Raw genomic sequence first — 20,392 nt, 5'->3', positions numbered from 1 at the left:
TGTTCCGGTGCCATCAAGGCTTGGATCATCGCCGAAGACCAGAAGGGCCGCGTGGGGACAGCCAGCAGAGCCGGCCCTGTCCTCGCCCCGGAAGGTTCTACGAGGTAGGCAATGAGCTATGTCCCAGTCAGCAGGCGCACGATCAGGCGGCACCGGGAATCGGAACGGTCCACACGGCGCCTGGTGATTGCCCTGTCCGCGGCCGCCGCTGCGGCATGGCTGCTCTCGGTTGCGACGTCGACCGTGGTCCACGTCGGCGGTTCGGCGTACTACATCGCTGTCGTCCTGCATGTCCTGTCCCTTGTGGTGGCCTTCGGCGCGATCGTCCTGGTCGACTGGCACGGGTTCCTGTGGCTCATCGGCCGGCGCACCCTGGCCGAAATCATCAGGCTGGACGGCGCCGCCACTCCCCTGATCTGGGGCGGCCTGGCCGGAATGCTGGCCACCGGGGTGTTCCTCAATCCACACCTTTACAACCCGATGACGGACGTCAAGCTGGCGGCCGTCCTGGTGCTCAGCCTGAATGGCATCATGCTGATCCCGCTCATGCGCAGGCTGGCCCACCTCGCGCCGAACTCCGGGTTCGGCGTGCTCAGCGTCGGGCAGCGGGTCCACCTGCTGGCGTGCCTGGGTATCTCGCAGGCCTGCTGGTGGACCGCAATCATCATCGGCTTCATCAACGCCGAGTTCTAGACCCCGGCGCCAGGTCACGCCAGCGGGACGACGTCGCCCTGCTGGTAGAGCAGCGCCCGGACCTCCGATTCGGCCGAGTCCAGCCGCTTCGGGTCGATGGTCTCGCCCGCCGCGTAGTGATCCAGCAGCCGCGGGTCCACGTAACTCTTCCGGGCGATCGAGGGCGTGTTTCCCAGCACCGCGGCGGCGTCGACCATGGCCCGGCTCACCGCGCGTTTCCGGGCGGAGACCTTCGGCTGCGGGCCGCTCTTGGCCAGGCTCACGGCCGCCGCGACGGTCCCCCGGAGGGTCCGGAAGTCTTTGGCGGTGAAGTCCCCGCCGGTGCGCTCTTTGACGTAGTCATTGATCTCGGCGCTGGTGACCGGGTGCCAGCTGCGCCCGTTCTTGTAGGCGAGCAGCCGGGCATTGCCGCCGCGGCGCTTGAGCGAGCGGACGACGGCGGCCAGGTCGGCGTCGTCGATCCTGGAATCCCAGGTCTTGCCGCTCTTAGCGGGGAAGCTGAGGCGCAGTTCGTTCTTGCTCACCTTGACGTGGGCGCACAGCAGGGTGGCCAGGCCGTGGCTGCCGTTCTCGTTGGTGTACCTCTCCGAGCCGACGCGTAGCGACCCGCTGTCCAGCATCCGAAACGCGGCCGCCAGTACCCGTTCCCGGGCAAGCCCGTCCGAGCGCAAGTCCATGGTGACCCCGGCGGCGTGCGCTCGGGAGGGTCTCGGCAAGCTGCAGCGAGCGGTTGAACTTCACCCGGTCTTTCCGCTCGCGCCAGCCGGGATGGTAGATGTACTGGCGCCGGCCGACCCCGTCCACTCCGGTGGCCTGGATGTGCCCGTTCTCAAACGGTGCAATCCAGACGTCCGTCCAGGCCGGGGGAATCCCGATGGCCTCCAGCCGGTCACGAACCGGACCGGCCGGCAGGGTGGAACCGTCCAGGTCCTTGTAGCTGAACCCGGTCCCGGCCGCGACCCGGCGGTAACCACGGCCGGAGGCGTTGCTGTGACGGAGCCTCATCGACGGGGTCCCGGCGCGGAGGCGTGTGGTGTGGGCTGCTCATCCATAAAGCTAAGCCTACTGACTACCCGCCGGAATTGCGTCCCTCAGACACAACGCGGGTTACACCCACGCCCAACCGCGGCCGGGATTGGTGCGCGGGGTGACCGGCGGTGCTGTTGCTTTGAGCGGTTAGACCTCCGCAGCCACTCCGCCGCGGGAAATGTCCACCATGTCCTCGCGCGGAACCACCTTGATGCGTTCACGCTGGATATCTGCTCCGGCGCTGGCCTTCTCTCCGAGGGAGCGTTCGTGCGTGTCTAGGGCCAGCCAGCCTTCCCAGCTGGTGTACCGGACGCCGCGGCTGTCCAGCAGGCCGACGATTGCCTCCGGCGCCGGCGCCGCGGCGAGCGGCAGGCTGGCGCGGTCCTCCAGCAGGTAGGTGACGGTTTCCAGCGCATCGCCCTTGGTGTGGCCGATCAGCCCCACAGGTCCTCGCTTGATCCAGCCAGTAGCGTACAGGCCCGGCACGTGGGTGCCTGCAGCATCCAGGACCCGGCCGCCGTCGTTGGGGACGACACCCTTGGCATGGTCGAATTCGACCTCCGGTAGGGACGAGCCGAAGTAGCCGATGGCCCGGTAGACGGCCTGCACCGGGTAGTCGACGTACTCGCCGGTGCCGCGGGCATTGCCGGTACCGTCCAGCTCAGTGCGCTCAAACTTGATGCCCGCAACGTGGCCGGGGCGCTCGGCGTCGTCGTAGACCTCTACCGGGCTGTGCAGGAAGTGCAGGTGCAGCCGGCGCGAGGCCGTGAACTCGGCGGGGTCCTCGGGCTGTTCGGCGATCCAGTTGGTGAGGGTGCCCACCATGGTCTTGGTCTGGTTGTTGCTCTGGACCTGCCGGTCGGATTCGGCATCGAACTCGAAGTCCTCGGGGTAGAGGATGATGTCGACGTCCCTGGAGTGGGAGAGCTCGCGCAGTTCCAGCGGGGTGAACTTCACCTGCGCCGGTCCGCGGCGGCCGAAGACGTGCACGTCAGTGGCCGGCGACGCTTTCAGGCCGGCGTAGACGTTGTCCGGGATCTCGGAGACCAGGAGGTCATCGGCGTGCTTGGAGAGCATCCGGGCCACGTCCAGGGCGACGTTGCCGTTGCCGATCACGGCGACCTCCTTGGCATCCAGCGGCCAGTCGCGCGGCACATCCGGGTGGCCGTCGTACCAGGAGACGAAGTCGGCGCCGCCGAAGGAGCCCTCGAGTTCGATGCCGGGGATGTTCAGGTCGGCGTCCTTGATGGCACCGGTGGCGAAGATGACGGCATCGTAGTGGGTCCGGAGGTCCTCAAGGGTGAGGTCCGTGCCGTAGTCGACGTTGCCGAAGAAGCGGATGTCGCCGCGGTCGAGGACCTTGTGCAGGGCGTTGACGATGCCCTTGATCCGCGGGTGGTCCGGGGCCACGCCGTAACGGATCAGGCCGTAGGGTGCCGGGTAGCGGTCGAAGAGGTCGATGCTGACGGTGAGCTCGCCGCTCTTGACGGCCTCGCTCTTGGTCAGGAGGTCCGCCGCGTAGACGCCGGCGGGGCCGGAGCCGACGACGGCGACGCGCAGCGGGCGTGCGGCGGTTCCTACGGGGGTGTTCGTTGACACGGCTGTGTTCCTTCGGGGTCGTTCCCAGTTGGGTGGTGCGGGCGAAACTTGCGGGCGGAGGTCCGCGGTTTTGATGTACGACGGCGGTGACGGGCTAAGCGCGCCGCGTCGCCAGTCCTGATCAGGACAGGGACCGCGACGCCCGCCGACTCCGGCCGGTGCGCCATGATTCCCAGCGTTCCGACGGTCAGCCGCCGGTTCACAACTATCCATTATCTACGATGCCGGGCAACAGGCCCACGTCCGTGAGCAGGATCACGACGGCGGCGTGGGCGGTCAGTCGGAGCGCTCCGGTCCCAGGGGGCTTGCCGGGTCAGCTTTTCGACACCCCGACCGACAGGGCTTGGCTGAGCAGCGCGCCGGCACTCCAACGCATGGAGGCGACGGCCGCGTCCCTGCTCAAGCCGCCCACATCGGTCAGCCAGACCAGGGATTCGATGCCTATGGCGCTCCGGATCGCCAGCACCAGCCGGTGGATTTCCTTCTCCGACATCTGCTTCTGCAGCGGAGCCAGCGCCTCGGCGATCCAGGCGATGGCCCGGCCCTGCCGGAGCGGCAGACTGCGCTCTTCGCCGTCGGGGAGCTCCAGGGAGAGCCGCAGCATGGTCCGTTGCTGCGCCTCGGTTTCGACGATCATTTTGGTGAACTCAACCACGACGGCATCCAGCCGCGCCCCCACATCCTCAGGGGGATCGTCGGGCAGCATCGACGCGCGCCCGGTTTCGGGGTGGGCGGCTGCCAGCAGCTCCCGCTGTCCAGGGAAGTACCGGTAGGCGGTGCTCCGTGCCACTCCTGCGGCGAGCGCGGCCTCGTCCACAGTCGGCGAGGTGCCTGCCGCAACGAGCTGGCGGGCGGCGGCAACCAGCGCGTCCAACGTCCGTCGCTTCTGGCCTGTGCGCCCGGCCTCCACGTAGGGTCTCGACATGGGCTTTATGGTACACCAGTCTTGTTATGGGACAGCAGTCCCACAACAAGACTGGCAGGCATCGAGGCGACCATCATGGAGACGAGAAACGCTATATCCGCAATTGTCCGGCAACCGGGCGAAGGACCCAGCCCGCTGGTTTTACGGCGGCGGGGTGCAGACCTGGAAAGCCACCGAGGAAGATACAGGAGGATCATTCCTCCTCTTTGAAGACGAAATGGCGCGGGACAAGGTTACCCCCATGCACACCCATCCCCGCTCCGAGGAAACGCTGTACGTCCTGGCCGGCGAGATCCTGCTGAACATGGACGGTGCCGAGCACCGCCTCGCCGCGGGCGGATTGGCCATCGCCCCCCGCGGCGTTCCCCACGCGTTCAAGGTGCTGCAGGAGGGCACCCGGATGCTGTGCCTGCACACTCCCGGCGGCGCGCAGGCCTTCTATTTCGGCGCGAGCGATCCCCTTGGCGCTGGCGATGATGGTGCGCGGCTGGTGGACTTTGCCCGGATTCGCGAGTCCGGCCGCGTGAACGGCGGCATCGAGATCGTGGGACCCCCGCCGTTCGACTAGGGACCGTTACAGCCGGGGCAGCGGGGTGCCGGCAGTCGCAGCCCTTACTTGGCAGCAATGACCTCGACCAGTTTGATGTCGGGATCTTTGGCGAGTAGCGCCGGCCCATGTTGGCCGAGAGCGGCAGGGATGGCGCCGTTGAGATGGGCCTGCCGGTCCTCTTCGGTGTCGAAGGTGTCGAAAATGCCGAAAGTGCCTTCGCTGACCCGGAAGGCATACCAGGTCCGGGTGCCGGGTTCGCCGAGCACGATTTCGCGGCCGCCGTCGAGGAAGTCCCAGACCTCCTGCTCGTGTCCTGCTTTGGCTTCGACCAGTGCCAGCACTCCAAATTTTGGCGCCATGGCTGCCTCCTTGGAAAGGGGATGGATGGGCCGCCTACCGGCCTGTAGCCGTGAGTGTAGGCCTGCGCACCCCCGCAGACAACAGCAAGGCGGGGCCATTTACGGCCCATAAACCCCCGCTTAACCGGCCGGAAGTGACCCCGCGCTGCTGGGGGCGCGGCGGCCGCGGTGGGGTGATCCAGCGCCAGCACCAGCGCCGGCCACGCCTCCGCCGACAGCGGGGCTTAGTCGCCCTTAACGTTGACCAACTGCCGGAGCTTGTGCCGGACCCTGACCAGGTCCGCCGAATCCCTCATTACCTGGTCGATGGGCTTGTATGCCGCGGGGATCTCATCGATGAAGGCCTCCCGCGCCCGAAATTCAATGCCTTCCATGGCGGCCTTCAGCTGGGCGAGCGAGAACCTCTTCCGGGCGGCGGTTCGGGAGTACTCCCTGCCGGCACCGTGCGGCGACGAATTCAGCGACGCGCGGTTTCCCAGCCCGACGACGACATAGGACGCCGTGCCCATGGAGCCGGGAATCAAACCAAGCTCCCCGGCCCGGGCCCTGATGGCGCCCTTGCGTGAGACCCACACGGACTTGCCGTAGTGCGTTTCCTGCGCGGTGAAGTTGTGATGGCAGTTGATCCGTTCCAGCTCCCGCACGGTGCCGCCCACCCAGGCCTCGAACTGCTCCACCACCCGGTCCATCATTTCTTCACGGTTCAAGAGGGCGAAATGCTGGGCCCAGCGGAGCTCCCGGATGTAGCGCTGGAATTCGGGGGTCCCTTCCTCCAGGTAGGCCAGGTCCCGGTCTGGCAGGACCATCTTCCGGTGCAGGGCCAGGTCGCGCGCAACGGCAATGTGGCGCTGCGCGATCTTGTTCCCCACCCCGCGGGAACCCGAGTGCAGGAACAGCCACACCGCGGCGTCCTCGTCCGCGCAAACCTCAATGAAGTGGTTGCCCGAGCCCAGCGATCCGAGCTGAAGCTCCCACTTCGGCGCATACTGCCCGGGGTCAAAACCCGCCCTGGCCGCCATGGTCCGCAGCTCGGCTAGTCGGGGAACGGCGGTGGCCAGGACCCGGCGGTTGGCGTGGCCGGCGGATAAGGGAACGGCACGCTCGATGCCCTCCCGCAGCCGTTTCAGGCCCTTGGGCAGGTCCTTGAGAAGATACTGGGTGCGCACGGCGATCATGCCGCAGCCAATGTCCACGCCCACGGCCGCCGGGATGATTGCGCCCACCGTGGGGATCACCGATCCCACCGTGGCCCCCTTGCCCAGATGGGCGTCCGGCATCAGCGCAAGGTGCGGGTAGATGATGGGCAGCGCGGCCGTGGCCAGCGCCTGCCGGCGCGTCTCGTCATCCAGGATGGATGCCCAGTTCATGAGCCGGCTGTTGATGACTTCCATGGATCCGACCTCCCGGAACGATGATCGTCGGCCGGTGGCCCCGGTGGCAAGGACGACGGCGACTGCCGCCGGCCGCGTCGTTTGGTCCCGCAGAGCGGTTGCCACGGGCTGTAAGTGACCCCCGTTGCTGGAACACGGGACGCTGGCAGCGCTTAGCGTAACCTTGGTTCCGCCCCATCCCTCCCCTGCTACGGACCGGAACGCCCATGACCTTCTCCCTCAGCCTCGTTCTGGTCTGGCTGGATCTGGCCGGCGTCTTCTTCTTCGCGGTGTCCGGTTCGCTGCTCGCGGCACGGAAGCAGTTCGACATCGTCGGTTCCCTGCTGCTGGCCTCACTGGTAAGCCTGGGCGGCGGCGTCATCCGCGACATCATCATCAACTCAGGCCCGCCGGCCGCCTTCACCAACCCGGCGTACCTCGCTCCCCCGCTGCTGGCCGCGGTACTGGTGTACTTCCTGTTCTCCAGTGTCCAGCGCTTCACCTCGCTGCTGGTCCTGTTCGACGCCGGCGGCCTGGCCCTGTTCTGCATCACCGGCAGCCTGAAGGCCCTTGCCGCGGGCATGCATCCGGTGGCCGCGCTGCTCCTGGGTGTGACGACGGCGGTGGGCGGCGGACTGCTCCGCGACGTCACCGCCAACGAGGTGCCGCAGCTTTTCGACCCCAAGGACCTTTACGCCCTGCCGGCGTTTGCCGGGGCCGTGCTGACGGTGGCACTGTCCGTTACGGGGGCGTTCAACGCGTTCACCGCCAGTGCTGTGGCGGCCCTGGTTTTCGCCTTCCGGGTCACAGCCTGGCGGCGCCACTGGCAGGTGCCGCTGGCCGTCCGCGGCTGGCACCGCCTGGGCCTAGGCAGCGCCGAAAGCGGACCCAAGGATTAGCTAGGATAAGACCCATGACTGACATGTTCCTCGAGAAGTTCCGCGCGCTTGTTCCGAAGTATCTCGAAGACGAATGGCAGGAAGAGGACGGGCTCCCGGCCGGCGACCTGGATGAGGCCCTCGCCGAGCACCAGTTCCAGATCCCGTTGGTCCTGCGGGAGTTCTACCTGGCCCTCGGTGGCTGCGAGGACCTCATGGAGGCCTACCACTACTTCTGGGACCCGGAGGAGCTTGAAGTCGACGACGAAGGCTTCCTGATGTTCCTCGAGGACGAGGAGGAGCAGTTCACCTGGGGCTTCCGGGTGGGCGACCTCAGCATCCCCGATCCCATCGTGTACCGCCGGAACAACGCCCGCGGCCAGTGGAAGAGCGAGGAAGGCACCTTCTCGGAGTTCGTCTTCGACATGTTCGAGTGGGCTTTCAACGACGAGGACGAGGACTAAAGAGCCCCGGTTCTACTGCTGCCGTGCCGGAGCGGGCATCCGCTCCGGCACGGCAGCACCCGCTAAAGTCAGTCTTCGAGATCGTCGGGGTCGAACTGGCTGAGCGGAGCCCCGCCGAAGTTCGAGGGGTCATCGCTGGCGTCCGCTTCCTCGCCCGGAGGCATTTCGCCGAAGTCGACGTCGGCGGCCGCCTCACCGATGGTGGGCACCGCCGTCGTTGCCTGCGTTTCATCCCGCAGGGTCTGTTCGCTGAGGAAGTCCTCTTCCTCTCCCGAAACGGCTTCCTCCTGCAGCAGCGGATCCTCCTGCCACCGGTCCGGGTTGTTTTCAGCGGCCCCCGGATAGCTGTCCGGCTTCCCAAAAACCGGGTCCAGCTCCAGGGACGACGCGCCGCCCGGGGTCTGGTCCAGCAGGGTGTCGTCGTCCTGGACAACCTCAAGTTCTTCGTCCGGAAGGTTCTCTTCACTCATGGTCACGCCTTTCTGATGATCAGCTCTTCCAACCCATCCAGCATATTGACGGTGGCCACGGCACGCGAACGTCAAGGCGCGGCAGCGCCGGGCAATAGCCGGGGCGGTGATGGTCTGGGTTCCGCACTGGCTAAGTTCATGACAGCAGATTTACAGAATCTCTAGACAGCATGACACACCTGTCATATGCTGGTTCACGGGTTCACTAAATGCCTCCGGTGAATCTGATGCGAACGGAGAAATGGCCCCGGCCCCCGCACAACGGTCGACTCGAAACGTTGTGAAGGACCGGGGCCATACCGTTTAAGAACGGGGCCGGCGCACGTAGCCCCAGAACCGGGCCGCCCGCGCGGAAACCTAGCTGCTGCGGTCCACCACGGCGTGCGCGAAGCTGGTCAGCGAATCCTTGACCACTCCCTCGGGCAGGGGCGCGAGTGCGGCGACGGCGTCAGCGGCCCAGGCGCGGGCCACGGTCCAGGACTCCGCGGTGACCGGGTGTTCGCGCAGTCCGGCTACGGCGGCCGCGAGCGCTTCGTCCGAGCTGAGATCGCCGTCGATCAGCGTCAACAGCTGCACTGCCGACTGATCGCCAGCCAACGCGGCCTTGCGCAGCAGCAGCACCGGCAGGGTCGGCACGCCCTCACGCAGGTCGGTGCCGGGCGATTTGCCGGACTTGACCTTGACGCCGGTGACGTCGATGACGTCGTCGGCGAGCTGGAACGCGACGCCGACCTTTTCGCCGTACTCCACCAGGAGCGCCTCGTAGGATTCATCGGCACCGGAGAAGATCGCGCCGAGCTGGCCGGACGCCGCCACCAGCGAGCCGGTCTTGTCCGCGATGACTGAGAGGTAGTGCTCCACCGGATCCTCGTCGGGCCGCGGGCCTACGGTCTCATGCAACTGGCCCAGGCAGAGCCGCTCGAAGGTGCGGGCCTGGATGCCCAGCGCTCGGGAACCGAGCTCGGAGACCAGGATGGAGGCGCGGGCAAAGATGAGGTCGCCGGTCAGCACGGCCACCGAGTTGCCCCACACCTCGTGCGCCGTCGGGGCGCCGCGGCGGAACGGGGCGGAGTCCATCACGTCATCGTGGTAGAGCGTGGCCAGGTGGGTCAGTTCAACGACGACGGCGGCCTGCACCACTGCCGGCAGCGACGCGTCGCCAAGGTGAGCGCAGAGCAGGGTCAGCAGCGGCCGGATACGCTTGCCGCCGGCCTCGACGAGGTGCCGTGATGTTGCGTCAGCCAGCGGATCAGAGTTGGCGATGGCTTCGCGCAGCTTCTTCTCCACCCGGGCCAGGTTCGTGGTGATGGCAGGGCCGAGTTCCGGGTCGCCCGCGATGGCCGCGAAACCGGCCGGCAGCTGGAGGCCGGTGGCGATTGCGGTGGTGTTGAGGTCAGGTTCAGCGCCCGGCAGGCCGTGTCCGGCGTGCGTCCAGCTTTGGTCTGCAGAGTTGGTCACGGGTTAACCCTAACTTTTTGTTGCGGAATCCGCGGATTTGAGTCTGGTACGGCCCCGGTATTGGAGGTTGCCGGGACGAGGGCTTCCAGCACCCTGATCATCCGGTCCTCGATCCCCTTGGCCGAGGGGTCTGTCAGGTTGGCCAGCAAGCGGACGACGAACTTCATCAGCACCGGAAGGGGCATGCCCGTTCGAAGCGCCAGTTTCATCACCGCGGGCTTGCCGATCACCGCGGCGAAGGCGCGGCCCAGGGTGAAATGCGAGCCCCACTGCTCCCGCACATAGTCCGCGTAGCCCGCGAGCCGCGCGTCGGCTTCGGAAACGCCCCAGCCGGCGGAAGCGGAACGGGACGAAGCGTCGATGATGAACTCGGCTGCGAACCGGGCGGACTCCATGGCGTAGGAGATGCCCTCGCCGTTGAACGGGGACACCATGCCTCCGGCGTCACCGAGCAGCAGCAGTCCCGGCGCGTAGTGAGGGGTGCGGTTGAAGCCCATCGGCAGCGCGGCGCCGCGGATCTCACCGACCTGGTTTTCCGGGGTGAAGCCCCAGTCCGCGGGCATGGCTGCGGTCCATTCGCGCAGGACCTGCTTATAGTCCAGCTTGCCGAATTCCTTGGAGGAGTTCAGGATGCCAAGGCCTACGTTGGAGGTGCCGTCGCCCACGCCGAAGATCCAGCCGTAGCCGGGCAGCAGTTTGCCGTCGCGGCCGGAAAGCTCCAGCCAGCCTTCCATCCAGTCGTCGTCGTGCCGGGGGCTGGTGAAGTAGGTGCGCACGGCCACGCCCAGCGGCCGGTCGTCGCGTTTCTGGATGCCGAGCGACACGGCCGTGCGGGAGGAGTTCCCGTCGGCGGCAAGGACGACGTCGGCGTCGAAGTCGCGGGTCTCGCCGGTCTTGCGCCCGGCGTCGTCCAGCAGCGCGGCGCGGACGCCGGTCACCCGGCCGTTCTCGGAGCGGAGCGCCTCGGTCACGCTGTGGCGTTCCAGGACGACGGCGCCCGCGGACTGGGCATGCCGGGCCAGCTCCTCGTCGAAACCGAGGCGCGTCCGGATCAGGCCGTACTGCGGGAAGTCGGAGACCTCGGGCCAGGGCAGTTCGATGGTGCGGCCGCCGGCAATGAGGCGCAGTCCCTTGTTCCGCCGCCAGCCGTCGCTTTCAGGATGCGGCAGGCCCAGCTTCTGGATTTCCCGGACGGCACGCGGTGTGAGTCCGTCACCGCAGACCTTTTCCCGGGGAAAGCTGGTCTTTTCCAGCACCGTCACGTCAAGGCCGGCCTGCGCAAGGTAGAACGCGGCGGTGGATCCGGCCGGCCCCGCCCCGACGATCAGTACTTTCACGGCAGCTGGTGGCTAACGCTCGGGCCGGGTGATGTTGCGCCGCAGTTTGGCCACGGGGCCGGTGTGGTTCGCCAGTGCCTTTGCGCCCGCAGCGGGACCGGCTGCCGGGCCCGCAGCCGGAGCGCCGGGCTTTTGTGCGCGGTGCACCGCCACGATGCCGCCGCTGAGGTTGCGGTAGGTCACGCTTTCCCAGCCTGCTTCCTGCAGCCAGGCCGAGAGGTGGTCCTGGTCGGGCCAGGCGCGGATGGATTCGGCGAGGTAGACGTAGGCGTCGGGGTTGGAGGAGACCTTGACCGCGATCGCGGGAAGTGCGCGCATCAGGTACTCGGTGTACATGGTGCGCCAAAGCGGCACCACCGGCTGGGAGAACTCGGCAATGACCAGCCTGCCGCCCGGCTTGGTAACCCGCAGCATCTCCGCCAGAGCCTTCTTGGGCTCGTTGACGTTGCGCAGGCCGAAGGAGATGGTGCTGGCATCGAAGGTGTTGTCCGCGAAGGGCAGGCGGGTGGCGTCACCGGCGACGAAATTGATGTCGGGACGGCGGCGCTTGCCGACTTTCAGCATGCCCAGCGAGAAGTCGCAGGCGACGACGTCGATCCCGGCGTCGGCGTACGGCTCACTCGAGGTTCCGGTCCCGGCAGCCAGGTCGAGCACGCGCTGTCCGGCCTTCACATCCATGGCCTCCACGACAATCCGGCGCCAGCGCCGCGTCTGCCCCATCGACAGGACATCATTGACGACGTCGTATTTGGGGGCGACGTCGTCAAACATCGTCGCTACTTCGTCCGGACGCTTATCCAAGGATGCTCGGTTCACCCCGTTATTGTCTCAAAACTTCGAGCCACCCCCTAACCGCCGGACCGGCCAAGCCGCGGGGGACGTCGGGAGTAGTGTTGTCTCATCATGACGAGCGCGTTCCATACCAGAATTATTCGGACACTGACAGTCCCCCTCGATGCAGATTCGTTCCCTGGGGGTCTGCCGTCGTTCCTGGTCCGCGACGACGTATTCTGCTGGACGCGCCGCGAGGCCGGACTGGTGGGCTTCGGTGAAGTGGCCCGGTTCACCGCCACCGGACCGGAGCGGTTCCTCGAGGCGGATATCTGGTGGCGCCACCTGGTCCTTGAAGCCGAGGTCGCGGACACCGTCGGGTGCCCCGGCACCGGTCCGGTGGCCTTCGGGTCCTTCGCCTTCTCCAAGACGTCGGCGCACGAGTCCCGCCTGGTGGTTCCCGAGGTCGTGGTGGGCCTGCGCGACGGCACGGCTTGGCTGACGCAGCTCACCTTCGACGGCGCCGAACTCACCGAGGCAGGCGCCCGCGCCGCCCTGCGCCGCTGGCTGGACGTACCCGACGCCGAAGGTTCCGGCATCATCCGGGTCGACGCCGCAGCGCCGGCGGAAGTAGCGCCGTCGTCGGCGGCAGCGTCTTCGGGAGCCCCCGGGGGCGTCGCCGCGGCCCCGGCGTCGGCGGCCCCGGCGTCGGCAGGGCAGCAACCGGCCCGGGAGGCCAAGCTGAGCACCGGCTCGCTCAGCGAGGCTGACTGGATGACCGCCGTCGCCGAGGGTGTCACGGAAATCCGCACCGGCGCGCTGGAGAAGCTGGTGCTGGCCCGGGACATCGTGGCCACCGTGCCCGACGGCGTGAACGCTGCCGAAATCCTGCGCCAGCTCGCGGTCCGGTACCGGGAGTGCTGGACCTACGGCGTCGACGGCCTGGTGGGCTCCACCCCGGAGATGCTGATCCAGGTGGAAGGCCGCACGGCGCAGGCGCGTGTCCTTGCCGGAACCCTGGACCGCCGCGACGCCGACGGCATGGCCGGCTCACCGATGGAATTCGCCGAGCGTGCGCTGGCCGGATCCGAGAAGCAGCGGCACGAACACGACATTGCCATCCAGTCGCTCACCACACAGCTGGCGCCCTTCTCCGAGGCGATGAACGCGCACAGCGAGCCGTTTATCCTGGAATTGCCGAACGTCTGGCACCTGGCCTCGGACGTGAAGGCCGAACTCACCGAGGTCGAAGGCCACGTGCCCACCTGCCTGGCCCTGATCAATGCGCTGCACCCCACCGCGGCGGTCTGCGGCACGCCCACCCAGGTGGCCGGGGCGCTGATCCGCAAGCTTGAGCACCTCGACCGCGGCCCCTACGCCGGCCCGGTCGGCTGGCTGGACGCGGCGGGCAACGGCGAGTGGGGCATCGCTCTGCGCGGAGCCGTCATCGAAGGACCGGACACCGTACGGTTGTATGCCGGGTGCGGTGTCGTAGAGGGTTCTGTGCCGGAGTCGGAGCTGGCCGAAACGTGGGCCAAATTCCGCCCCATGCTTGAGTCTCTCGGCATCAGCAGCTGATCCCTTACTGACCCCGCCCGCGGTCCGGTATGTCAGACACCGGGCCTCGGCCCCGTCTTGCATTCTGCAGCTGTTTAGTTATCCAATAGTGAAACTTAGTTTTCTGTGATGTACATCTCTTGTTCGGCGATACACTATAACCCGACTTAGTCTTCGCGTCCCCTGCAACAAAAGGTAAGAAAAATGCAGATCTCCCGTACGCTCCTGAGCAGCTCCAAGCTCAAGGCTGCCACCGTGCTCGCCGTCGGCGCCCTGGCCCTCTCGGCCTGCACCAATGCTTCCGAAACCGGCACGGGCGGCGGCGGCGCTGCTCCCTCCGGCAGCAGCAAGGCAAGCTTCGACCCCACGACCGTCAAGAAGGACGACTCGCTCGCGGCCATGGTCCCGGCGGCCATCAAGTCCAAGGGCACCCTGACCGTCGGATCGGACACCAGCTACGCCCCTGCCGAGTTCCTCGGTACCGACGGCCAGACCCCGGTGGGTTACGACGTCGACATCGCCAAGGCGATCGGCGCGACCCTAGGTTTGAAGGTCCAGGTCCAGACCGCGGAGTTCACCGGGATCCTTCCGGCGCTCGGCCCCAAGTACGACCTCGGCATCTCCTCCTTCACCATCAACAAGGAGCGCCTCGGCGCGGTAAACATGGTCAGCTACTTCAACGCCGGAACCACCTGGGCCGTCCAGAAGGGCAACCCGAAGAAGTTCTCCCTGGATGACGTCTGCGGCAAGTCCATCGGTGTCCAGACCGGCACCGTGCAGGAAGACCCGGATCTCTCCGACCGGAACAAGAAGTGCACGGCCGAAGGCAAGAAGCCGATCGACATCGTCACGCTCAAGAACCAGACGGATGTCACCACCCGCCTGGTGAACGGCAGCATCGATGCCATGACGGCTGACTCCCCCATCATTGGCTACGCACTGACCCAGACCAACGGACAGCTGGAAAAGCTCGGCGACGTCTACGACGCCGCTCCCCAGGGCATCGCGGTGGCCAAGTCCGATACTGCCTTGGCCGACGTCGTCCAGAAGACCCTGACGAAGCTGATTGAGGATGGCTCCTACAAGAAGATCCTCGAAGGCTGGGGCAACGCTGAAGGTGCCATCACGAACTCCGAAGTTAACCCGGCGGCCGGGTCTTGAGTCTCCCCGCCACCGACCGCTCCTCAGGTGCAACAGGGATGAACGGCCACCAGGGCAACGGCGCGCCGGTACTGAATAAATCGGTTCCGGTGCGGCACCCCGGCCGGTGGCTCAGCGCGGTCATCATCCTCGGCTTCCTGGCCGTGTTCCTGCAGTCTCTGTTCACGAACACCAACTTCCGCTGGGACATCGTCGGCACCTACATTCTGGATGTCAAGGTTGTCCAGGGTGTCGGCTGGACTCTGCTGCTGACCGTTGCGTCCATGGTCCTGGCCATCATCCTGGCGATCCTGCTGGCCTTCATGCGGCAGTCCGACAACCCGGTCTTCCGCTGGTCCAGCTGGGTGTGGGTCTGGTTCTTCCGCGGCACTCCGGTGTACACGCAGCTGGTGTTCTGGGGACTGATCTCGGTCCTCTATCCGAAGCTGAGCGCGGGCGTCCCGTTCGGGCCCGAGCTCTTCAGCGTGGACACCAGCGTCATCGTCACCGCCACGGTCGCTGCCATCCTTGGTCTGGGCCTGAACGAGTCCGCGTACCTCGCGGAAATTTTCCGGGCAGGCCTGAAGTCCGTGGACCGCGGCCAGATGGAAGCTGCCGAGGCACTGGGCATGGGTAAGACCAAGATCATGTGGCGGATCATCCTGCCACAGGCCATGCGTGTCATTGTCCCGCCGACCGGCAACGAGACCATCGGCATGCTGAAGACCACCTCGCTGGTGCTGGCAGTGCCGTTCACTTTGGACCTGACCTTCGCCACCAACACGCTGGCCAACCGGACGTACCTGCCGGTACCGCTGCTCATCGTGGCCGCCATCTGGTACCTGGTCATCACGAGCATCCTGATGGTCGGCCAGCACTTCATTGAGGCCTACTACGGCAAGGGCGTGGACAACCTGGCTCCGGCGGCGGTGAACCCCGGTGCCGCCAAGGCCGCCGGTGGAGGCGCTGACGTCAAGCGCTCGATTGAGACGGACTTCCCCGAGGAGAGTGCACGATGACGATCACCGCAGAAAAGCCGCTGGTCAAGATCGAAGGCCTGCACAAGTTCTATGGCCAGCACCATGTGCTGCGCGGCATCGACATGACCGTCAACCAAGGCGAAGTCTCGGTGGTCATCGGGCCCTCCGGTTCCGGCAAGTCCACCATGCTCCGCTGCGTGAACCTGCTCGAAACCATCAGCGCCGGGCGGATCTCGGTGGGCGGCGACCTGATCGGCTACCGTGAGGTCAACGGCCGCCTGCATGACCTTAAGACCAAGGAGATCGCGGCCCAGCGCCGCGAAATCGGCATGGTGTTTCAGCGCTTCAACCTGTTCCCGCACAAGACCGCGCTGCAGAACATCATGGAAGCCCCGGTCCAGGTCAAGGGCCAGTCAAAGGAAACGGCCCGGAAACGGGCCCTTGAGCTGCTGGACCGGGTAGGTCTGGCGGACCGCGCCGGGCACTACCCCTCACAGCTGTCCGGCGGGCAGCAGCAGCGCGTCGCCATCGCCCGGGCCCTGGCCATGGATCCGGAGCTGATGCTCTTCGATGAGCCGACCTCGGCCCTCGACCCGGAGCTGGTGGGCGACGTCCTGAACGTCATGAAGGACCTCGCGAAGTCCGGCATGACGATGATCGTGGTGACCCACGAAATCGGTTTTGCCCGCGAGGTCGGGGACCGGCTGACGTTCATGGACGGCGGCGTCGTCGTCGAGTCCGGCGACCCGCGCGAGGTGCTGTCCAACCCGCAGCACGCCCGCACCAAGGAGTTCCTGAGCCGGGTGCTCTAGAGTCGGGACTGCACCGACTTCAGACAGCCGCTACGTGGATCCACGTAGCGGCTGTCTTTTTGCGCCCCAGATTCCAGGTGCGGCGCGGAGACCAGGTGCGGCGCGGAGACGGCCAGGCGTGGAAAGCGGCGCCGGCAGGACGGACTGGGAGCGGAGACGGCCGGGCGGGACGCTCCCGCCCAGTTCCTCCGGCCGAGGGTGGACCGACACGCGGGAAAGCCCGGTGTGCCGGGCGGCCGGGCGGCGGTTCCGGCGAGGTAACTGGGCAGGAGCGTCGGACCTATCCCGCGACGAAGCGCTGAGCCAGTCGACCGGGCGGCGACGCTGGGTTTAGCCGCCGGGGGCCCCGGTGACGGCGGCCGCCACGGCGGCGCGGATCCGTCCGTGCAGCTCCCGCAGGCCCTGCCGCTCCGTGCGGACCTCGATGATGCTGCGCCCCTGCACCGGTTCGGCCAGTGCTGCAGCGAGTTCCGCCGTCCTGTTGACCGCGCGGTGCCCGACGCCGTACGCGGCGGCCAGCGCGGAGAGGTCCACGGTGTGCGGAGTGCCGAAGAGGCGTTCGACGGCGGTGCCGTAACGGCCCGACTGTTCGACGGCGCCGTGCTCCAGGAGCCCGAAGATCGCACCGCCCGCGTCGTTGAGGACCACGATCCGCAACGGAGGATCCGCTTCCCCCGCGCCCAGCAGCAGGCCGCCGGCGTCGTGCAGGAAGGTGACGTCGCCCAGCAGCACGGTGGTTTCCTGCCGGCCGCCGACGGCGATGCCGGTGGCCGTGGCCAGGGTGCCGTCGATTCCGGCCAGTCCCCGGTTGGCGAAGACGGTGGCTTGCGGTTCCTGCGGCGGCGCTCCGGCCAAGTCGACGTCACGGATTCCGTTGGACGAGCCCAGGACGAGCTGCCCGCGCGCGTGCTGCCAGACCAACGCACCTACCGCGGGCCCGGAAGCGGCGGGTCCTGAAGCCGAGGCCCCTGCGGACGCCTGCGCCTCCGGGCTGGAGGCGGCCGGCCCCGAGGTCTCCGGCCCCGAGGTCTCCGGCCCTGAAGCCGTCCCGGACAGCACCTGGTCCAGGGCGTGCTGGGCCGCAGCGCCGGCCAGCAACCAGGCATCGAGCCACGCCGCAGGGCCCCGGCCGGCGAAGTCAGCCAAGTCCGCCAGGGTTTCCAGTGGCAGTTCGGTGCGCCGGCCCGGCTCATACCAGGCCACCGGGACCGGCTGGTAGAGGGCGGACGGGATGTCGGCGCGGGCCAGCAGGGCGGACACCGGGCGGGAAAGGGTGGGCCGGCCGAACAGCACCACCCGTTCGATCGGCTGGCCGGATTCGGGGCCGAAGTGCTCGAGCAGCAGCCGGTACGGGCCCACCGCGTTGGGGCCAAAGCGGGCGTTGGAGGAGGGCTCCGCGAGCAGCGGCAGGCCGTGCGCGCGCGCGAAGGCCTCGGCGACAGGCCCGGCGTCGTGCCCGGCGAGGACCACGGTGCGCCGTTCGGGCAGCGCGGCGGACGCTGCGGGAAAGTCCAGCACGAGCGGCTGCCGCGGCGCGTGGTGGACCCGGCGGCCGGCAGCGTCGTTCAGGCCTTCAGCGGCTGCGGGAACCAGCGGGTCGCGGAAGGCGAGGTTCAGCTGCACCGGTCCTGGCGGGATGTCCTCGAAGGCACCCGTGGCGGCGCTCAGCGCGGTCTCGACGGCCCGCACCGGGTTCTCGCCGGCCGGGACGTCGACGGCGAAGCGGACGTGTTCGCCGAAAAGGTCCGGCTGGATGGTGGTCTGGTTGGCGCCGGTACCGCGCAGTTCCTCGGGCCGGTCCGCGGACAGGACCACCAGCGGCACGGCGGCGTGGTTGGCCTCCATCACGGCCGGCAGCAGGTTCCCGACGGCGGTACCCGACGTCGTCAGCACAGCCGCGGGGCCACCGGTGGCCAAGGCCAGACCCAGCGCGGTGAAACCGGCGTCGCGTTCATCGATCCGGACCAGCAGTTCAACGCGGCCGGAGGCGTCGGCTTCGGCGAGGGCGTAGGCCATCGGCGCCGACCGGGATCCCGGGGCCACCACCACGTAGCGGACCCCCGCGCCGATCAGCGCCGCGACGGCCATCCGGGCGGCCTCGACGGCGCCGAGCCCCCCGTCCCGGGTCCGGGCTGCGGACGGCTCGTCGGAGCTCACATGTTCTCCGGCGTCTCGATGCCCAGCAGGTCGAGGCCGCTGGAGAGCCTGCGCAGGACCAGCCCGCACAGCGCGAGCCGGGACTCCCGCACCGTCTCCTCGGCCTTGAGCACGGGGCACTGGTCATAGAAGGAGGTGAACAGCTGCGCGAGTTCGAACAGGTAGGCGCAGAGCCGGTGCGGTTCGAGCAGTTCACCGACTTTCCGCAGCGTGGCGTCATACTCGAGCAGGTGCAACGCCAGCGCGCGTTCGGCGGGTTCAACGACGGCGATCACCGCGGCGGGCACCGCGCCGGCGGCGGGGGCCGCGGCGGTACTGCCCGGGGCCGCCGCGAGATGCTGTTCCAGCGTCCCTGCCTTACGCAGGATGGAACGGATCCGCGCAGCCGCGTATTGAACGTATGGACCGGTGTTGCCGGTCAGCGCAAGCATCCGGTCGAAGTCAAAAACGTATTCGGTGTCGTGGCCGGTTGAGAGATCCGCGTATTTGACGGCACCGATGCCGACCTGCCGGGCCGTGACCGCCCGTTCCTCCTCGCTGAGCTCGGGCCGGCTGGCGTCGATGACGGACCGCGCCCGGTCAACGGCCTCCTGGAGCAGCGCCATCAGCTTGACCGGGTTCCCGGCCCGCGACTTGAGGATCTTGCCGTCTTCGCCGAGCACGTTGCCGATCTGCACGTGCGTGGCTTCCACCGTCTCCGGCAGCCACCCGGCGTCGCGGGCGGTGGCCATCACCATCCGCAGGTGTACGTTCTGCGGCGCGCCCACCACGTAGAGCACCCGGTCGGCCCGCAGGTCGCGAACCCGGTAGCGGATGGTGGCCAGGTCGGTGGTGCCGTAGCCGTAGCCGCCGTCGGACTTGCGGATGATCAGCGGCAGCGGGTCACCGTCGCGTCCGGTGAAACCGGCCGGGAAGGTGCAGAGCGCGCCTTCGCTGATCCGGGCGATGCCGCGTTCCTCCAGCTCCTGGCACAGCTGTGCCAGATGCGCGTCGTAGGAGCTTTCGCCGGCGATGTGGTCGTCGGTGAGGCTGATCCCGAGCATGGTGTAGATCGCGTTGAAGTAACGTTTGGACTGGGCCACGAGCCGCTCCCATACGGCGAAGGTTTCCGGGTCCCCGCCCTGCAGCGCCACCACGCGCAGCCTGGCCCGGGTGGCGAAACCGTCCGGGTCCTCGGCGGAGGCATCGAACTTGGCGCGCGCTGCCTGGTAGAACGCGCTGGGGTCATCGACCAGCAGGGCTGCCTCGGGCGAGTCCTCCCCCACCTCAAGCCAGTGCTCGATCAGCATGCCGAACGGGGTGCCCCAGTCGCCGATGTGGTTTTGCCGGATGACGGTGTGGCCGGTCGCCTCGAGGACCCGCACGATGCTGTCGCCGACAACAGTGGTGCGCAGGTGCCCGACGTGCATTTCCTTGGCCACGTTCGGGGAGGAATAGTCGACGACGACGCGGTGCAGCGGCCCCGGCTGGGCACCGGCAGCCTCGGGCGCATTCAGCAGTTCCTCGATCCAAGTGCCGTCGAACGTCAGGTTGATGAAGCCGGGGCCGGAGATCTCCACGAGGCTGCAGACGCCGTCGAGGTCCAGGGCCTCCACAATCTTGGCTGCGGCGTCGCGAGGCGGCAGCCCGACCTTCCGGGCGAGCGCCATGGCCGCGTTGATCTGGATGTCCGCGAACTGCGAGGGCCTGATCACCGGATCCGTGTGGCGGTACTCCTCGCCGAACGCGGACGCGATAGCTTCCTGGACTCTGGGGACAACCATTTCAGCCGGATTATTCACACTGTTCAAATTATCAGTTCCGCCCACCCCCGACGCTCCCTCAGCTCCTGCCGCCACAACGG

18 protein-coding genes and 1 pseudogene are annotated in these 20,392 nt (G+C 67.6%); 8 read left to right on the top strand and 11 right to left on the bottom strand.

All coding sequences use genetic code 11. The features are described 5' to 3' along the window. Window positions 1–111: 111 nt before the first annotated feature. On the top strand, window positions 112–693 hold the full coding sequence (locus tag QFZ61_RS06805; protein ID WP_307034531.1) for a hypothetical protein: 582 nt from the start codon (window positions 112–114) through the stop codon (window positions 691–693). Window positions 694–707: 14 nt separating this feature from the next. Here the strand turns inward: QFZ61_RS06805 and QFZ61_RS06800 are convergent. From QFZ61_RS06800 to QFZ61_RS06790, 3 genes and pseudogenes are all read right to left on the bottom strand, one after another. Then, a pseudogene (locus QFZ61_RS06800) lies at window positions 708–1,698 on the bottom strand (DNA topoisomerase IB). Between the two features lie 171 nt (window positions 1,699–1,869). Beyond that, window positions 1,870–3,321 (bottom strand): FAD-dependent oxidoreductase, encoded by a 1,452-nt coding sequence (locus QFZ61_RS06795; RefSeq protein WP_307034529.1) that lies wholly within the window; start codon window positions 3,319–3,321, stop codon window positions 1,870–1,872. Window positions 3,322–3,634: 313 nt separating this feature from the next. Further along, the gene (locus tag QFZ61_RS06790; RefSeq protein WP_307034526.1) at window positions 3,635–4,246 is read right to left on the bottom strand and encodes a TetR/AcrR family transcriptional regulator; all 612 of its coding nucleotides are present in this window, start codon (window positions 4,244–4,246) and stop codon (window positions 3,635–3,637) included. Between QFZ61_RS06790 and QFZ61_RS06785 the strand changes: the two genes are divergently transcribed. Then, window positions 4,245–4,814: a cupin domain-containing protein gene (locus QFZ61_RS06785; protein WP_307034524.1), complete on the top strand. Its 570-nt coding sequence runs from the start codon at window positions 4,245–4,247 to the stop codon at window positions 4,812–4,814. The genes QFZ61_RS06790 and QFZ61_RS06785 overlap by 2 nt on opposite strands. A 44-nt stretch (window positions 4,815–4,858) precedes the next feature. Here QFZ61_RS06785 and QFZ61_RS06780 read toward each other — a convergent pair whose 3' ends face one another. Together QFZ61_RS06780 and QFZ61_RS06775 are read right to left on the bottom strand one after the other, a co-directional pair. Beyond that, entirely contained in the window at window positions 4,859–5,155 is a 297-nt protein-coding gene (locus tag QFZ61_RS06780) for a putative quinol monooxygenase (protein WP_307034522.1), read from the bottom strand. 224 nt (window positions 5,156–5,379) lie between these two features. Then, entirely contained in the window at window positions 5,380–6,546 is a 1,167-nt protein-coding gene (locus QFZ61_RS06775; protein WP_307038042.1) for an RtcB family protein, read from the bottom strand. A gap of 206 nt (window positions 6,547–6,752) precedes the next feature. Here QFZ61_RS06775 and QFZ61_RS06770 point away from each other — a divergent pair, with 206 nt between their 5' ends. Together QFZ61_RS06770 and QFZ61_RS06765 are read left to right on the top strand one after the other, a co-directional pair. Next, on the top strand, window positions 6,753–7,424 hold the full coding sequence (locus tag QFZ61_RS06770) for a trimeric intracellular cation channel family protein (protein ID WP_307034521.1): 672 nt from the start codon (window positions 6,753–6,755) through the stop codon (window positions 7,422–7,424). A 14-nt stretch (window positions 7,425–7,438) separates the two neighbouring features. Then, window positions 7,439–7,867 carry a hypothetical protein gene (locus tag QFZ61_RS06765; RefSeq protein WP_307034519.1) on the top strand — a complete coding sequence of 143 codons (429 nt, stop codon included), beginning with the start codon at window positions 7,439–7,441 and terminating at the stop codon, window positions 7,865–7,867. Between the two features lie 68 nt (window positions 7,868–7,935). Here QFZ61_RS06765 and QFZ61_RS06760 read toward each other — a convergent pair whose 3' ends face one another. From QFZ61_RS06760 to QFZ61_RS06745, 4 genes are all read right to left on the bottom strand, one after another. Beyond that, on the bottom strand, window positions 7,936–8,337 hold the full coding sequence (locus QFZ61_RS06760; protein WP_307034517.1) for a hypothetical protein: 402 nt from the start codon (window positions 8,335–8,337) through the stop codon (window positions 7,936–7,938). A 357-nt stretch (window positions 8,338–8,694) separates the two neighbouring features. Next, complete coding sequence (locus tag QFZ61_RS06755) at window positions 8,695–9,795, bottom strand: polyprenyl synthetase family protein (protein WP_307034515.1); 1,101 nt, start codon at window positions 9,793–9,795, stop codon at window positions 8,695–8,697. After that, the gene (locus tag QFZ61_RS06750) at window positions 9,792–11,132 is read right to left on the bottom strand and encodes a geranylgeranyl reductase family protein (RefSeq protein WP_307034514.1); all 1,341 of its coding nucleotides are present in this window, start codon (window positions 11,130–11,132) and stop codon (window positions 9,792–9,794) included. Before QFZ61_RS06750 ends, QFZ61_RS06755 begins: the two co-directional genes overlap by 4 nt. Window positions 11,133–11,144: 12 nt before the next feature. Next, entirely contained in the window at window positions 11,145–11,948 is an 804-nt protein-coding gene (locus QFZ61_RS06745; protein WP_307034512.1) for a demethylmenaquinone methyltransferase, read from the bottom strand. Between the two features lie 87 nt (window positions 11,949–12,035). On the opposite strand from QFZ61_RS06745, the gene QFZ61_RS06740 reads away from it, so the two are divergent. The 4 genes from QFZ61_RS06740 to QFZ61_RS06725 all read left to right on the top strand — a co-directional run bounded on the left by QFZ61_RS06740 (window position 12,036) and on the right by QFZ61_RS06725 (window position 16,392). Further along, window positions 12,036–13,481: an isochorismate synthase MenF gene (locus QFZ61_RS06740; RefSeq protein WP_307034510.1), complete on the top strand. Its 1,446-nt coding sequence runs from the start codon at window positions 12,036–12,038 to the stop codon at window positions 13,479–13,481. Window positions 13,482–13,664: 183 nt separating this feature from the next. Then, the gene (locus tag QFZ61_RS06735) at window positions 13,665–14,621 is read left to right on the top strand and encodes an ABC transporter substrate-binding protein (protein ID WP_307034508.1); all 957 of its coding nucleotides are present in this window, start codon (window positions 13,665–13,667) and stop codon (window positions 14,619–14,621) included. Window positions 14,622–14,659: 38 nt separating this feature from the next. Continuing rightward, window positions 14,660–15,619: an amino acid ABC transporter permease gene (locus tag QFZ61_RS06730; RefSeq protein ID WP_307034506.1), complete on the top strand. Its 960-nt coding sequence runs from the start codon at window positions 14,660–14,662 to the stop codon at window positions 15,617–15,619. Next, window positions 15,616–16,392: an amino acid ABC transporter ATP-binding protein gene (locus QFZ61_RS06725; protein ID WP_307034504.1), complete on the top strand. Its 777-nt coding sequence runs from the start codon at window positions 15,616–15,618 to the stop codon at window positions 16,390–16,392. Before QFZ61_RS06730 ends, QFZ61_RS06725 begins: the two co-directional genes overlap by 4 nt. Before the next feature lie 330 nt (window positions 16,393–16,722). On the opposite strand, the gene menD is transcribed toward QFZ61_RS06725, so the two are convergent. Further along, on the bottom strand, window positions 16,723–18,480 hold the full coding sequence (gene menD, locus QFZ61_RS06720) for a 2-succinyl-5-enolpyruvyl-6-hydroxy-3-cyclohexene-1-carboxylic-acid synthase (protein ID WP_307038040.1): 1,758 nt from the start codon (window positions 18,478–18,480) through the stop codon (window positions 16,723–16,725). Between the two features lie 65 nt (window positions 18,481–18,545). Next, window positions 18,546–20,312, bottom strand: coding sequence for an arginine--tRNA ligase (gene argS, locus QFZ61_RS06715; protein WP_307034502.1), 1,767 nt, complete (start codon window positions 20,310–20,312; stop codon window positions 18,546–18,548). Window positions 20,313–20,392 lie beyond the last annotated feature (80 nt).

It is taken from the genome of Arthrobacter sp. B3I4 (assembly GCF_030816855.1).
GTDB lineage: Bacteria > Actinomycetota > Actinomycetes > Actinomycetales > Micrococcaceae > Arthrobacter.
Note: the sequence above shows the minus strand (reverse complement) of the source record. Positions and strands in the feature narration are given on the sequence as shown.

Coding starts and splice junctions, on each gene's coding strand:
- QFZ61_RS06790 (WP_307034526.1), bottom strand. CDS start 4,246: ATGTCGAGACCCTACGTGGAGGCCGGGCGCACAGGCCAGAAGCGACGG.
- menD (WP_307038040.1), bottom strand. CDS start 18,480: ATGGCCGTCGCGGCGCTGATCGGCGCGGGGGTCCGCTACGTGGTGGTG.
- QFZ61_RS06725 (WP_307034504.1), top strand. CDS start 15,616: ATGACGATCACCGCAGAAAAGCCGCTGGTCAAGATCGAAGGCCTGCAC.
- QFZ61_RS06785 (WP_307034524.1), top strand. CDS start 4,245: ATGGGCTTTATGGTACACCAGTCTTGTTATGGGACAGCAGTCCCACAA.
- QFZ61_RS06775 (WP_307038042.1), bottom strand. CDS start 6,546: ATGGAAGTCATCAACAGCCGGCTCATGAACTGGGCATCCATCCTGGAT.
- QFZ61_RS06740 (WP_307034510.1), top strand. CDS start 12,036: ATGACGAGCGCGTTCCATACCAGAATTATTCGGACACTGACAGTCCCC.
- QFZ61_RS06780 (WP_307034522.1), bottom strand. CDS start 5,155: ATGGCGCCAAAATTTGGAGTGCTGGCACTGGTCGAAGCCAAAGCAGGA.
- QFZ61_RS06765 (WP_307034519.1), top strand. CDS start 7,439: ATGACTGACATGTTCCTCGAGAAGTTCCGCGCGCTTGTTCCGAAGTAT.
- argS (WP_307034502.1), bottom strand. CDS start 20,312: ATGGTTGTCCCCAGAGTCCAGGAAGCTATCGCGTCCGCGTTCGGCGAG.
- QFZ61_RS06760 (WP_307034517.1), bottom strand. CDS start 8,337: ATGAGTGAAGAGAACCTTCCGGACGAAGAACTTGAGGTTGTCCAGGAC.
- QFZ61_RS06730 (WP_307034506.1), top strand. CDS start 14,660: ATGAACGGCCACCAGGGCAACGGCGCGCCGGTACTGAATAAATCGGTT.
- QFZ61_RS06805 (WP_307034531.1), top strand. CDS start 112: ATGAGCTATGTCCCAGTCAGCAGGCGCACGATCAGGCGGCACCGGGAA.
- QFZ61_RS06735 (WP_307034508.1), top strand. CDS start 13,665: ATGCAGATCTCCCGTACGCTCCTGAGCAGCTCCAAGCTCAAGGCTGCC.
- QFZ61_RS06770 (WP_307034521.1), top strand. CDS start 6,753: ATGACCTTCTCCCTCAGCCTCGTTCTGGTCTGGCTGGATCTGGCCGGC.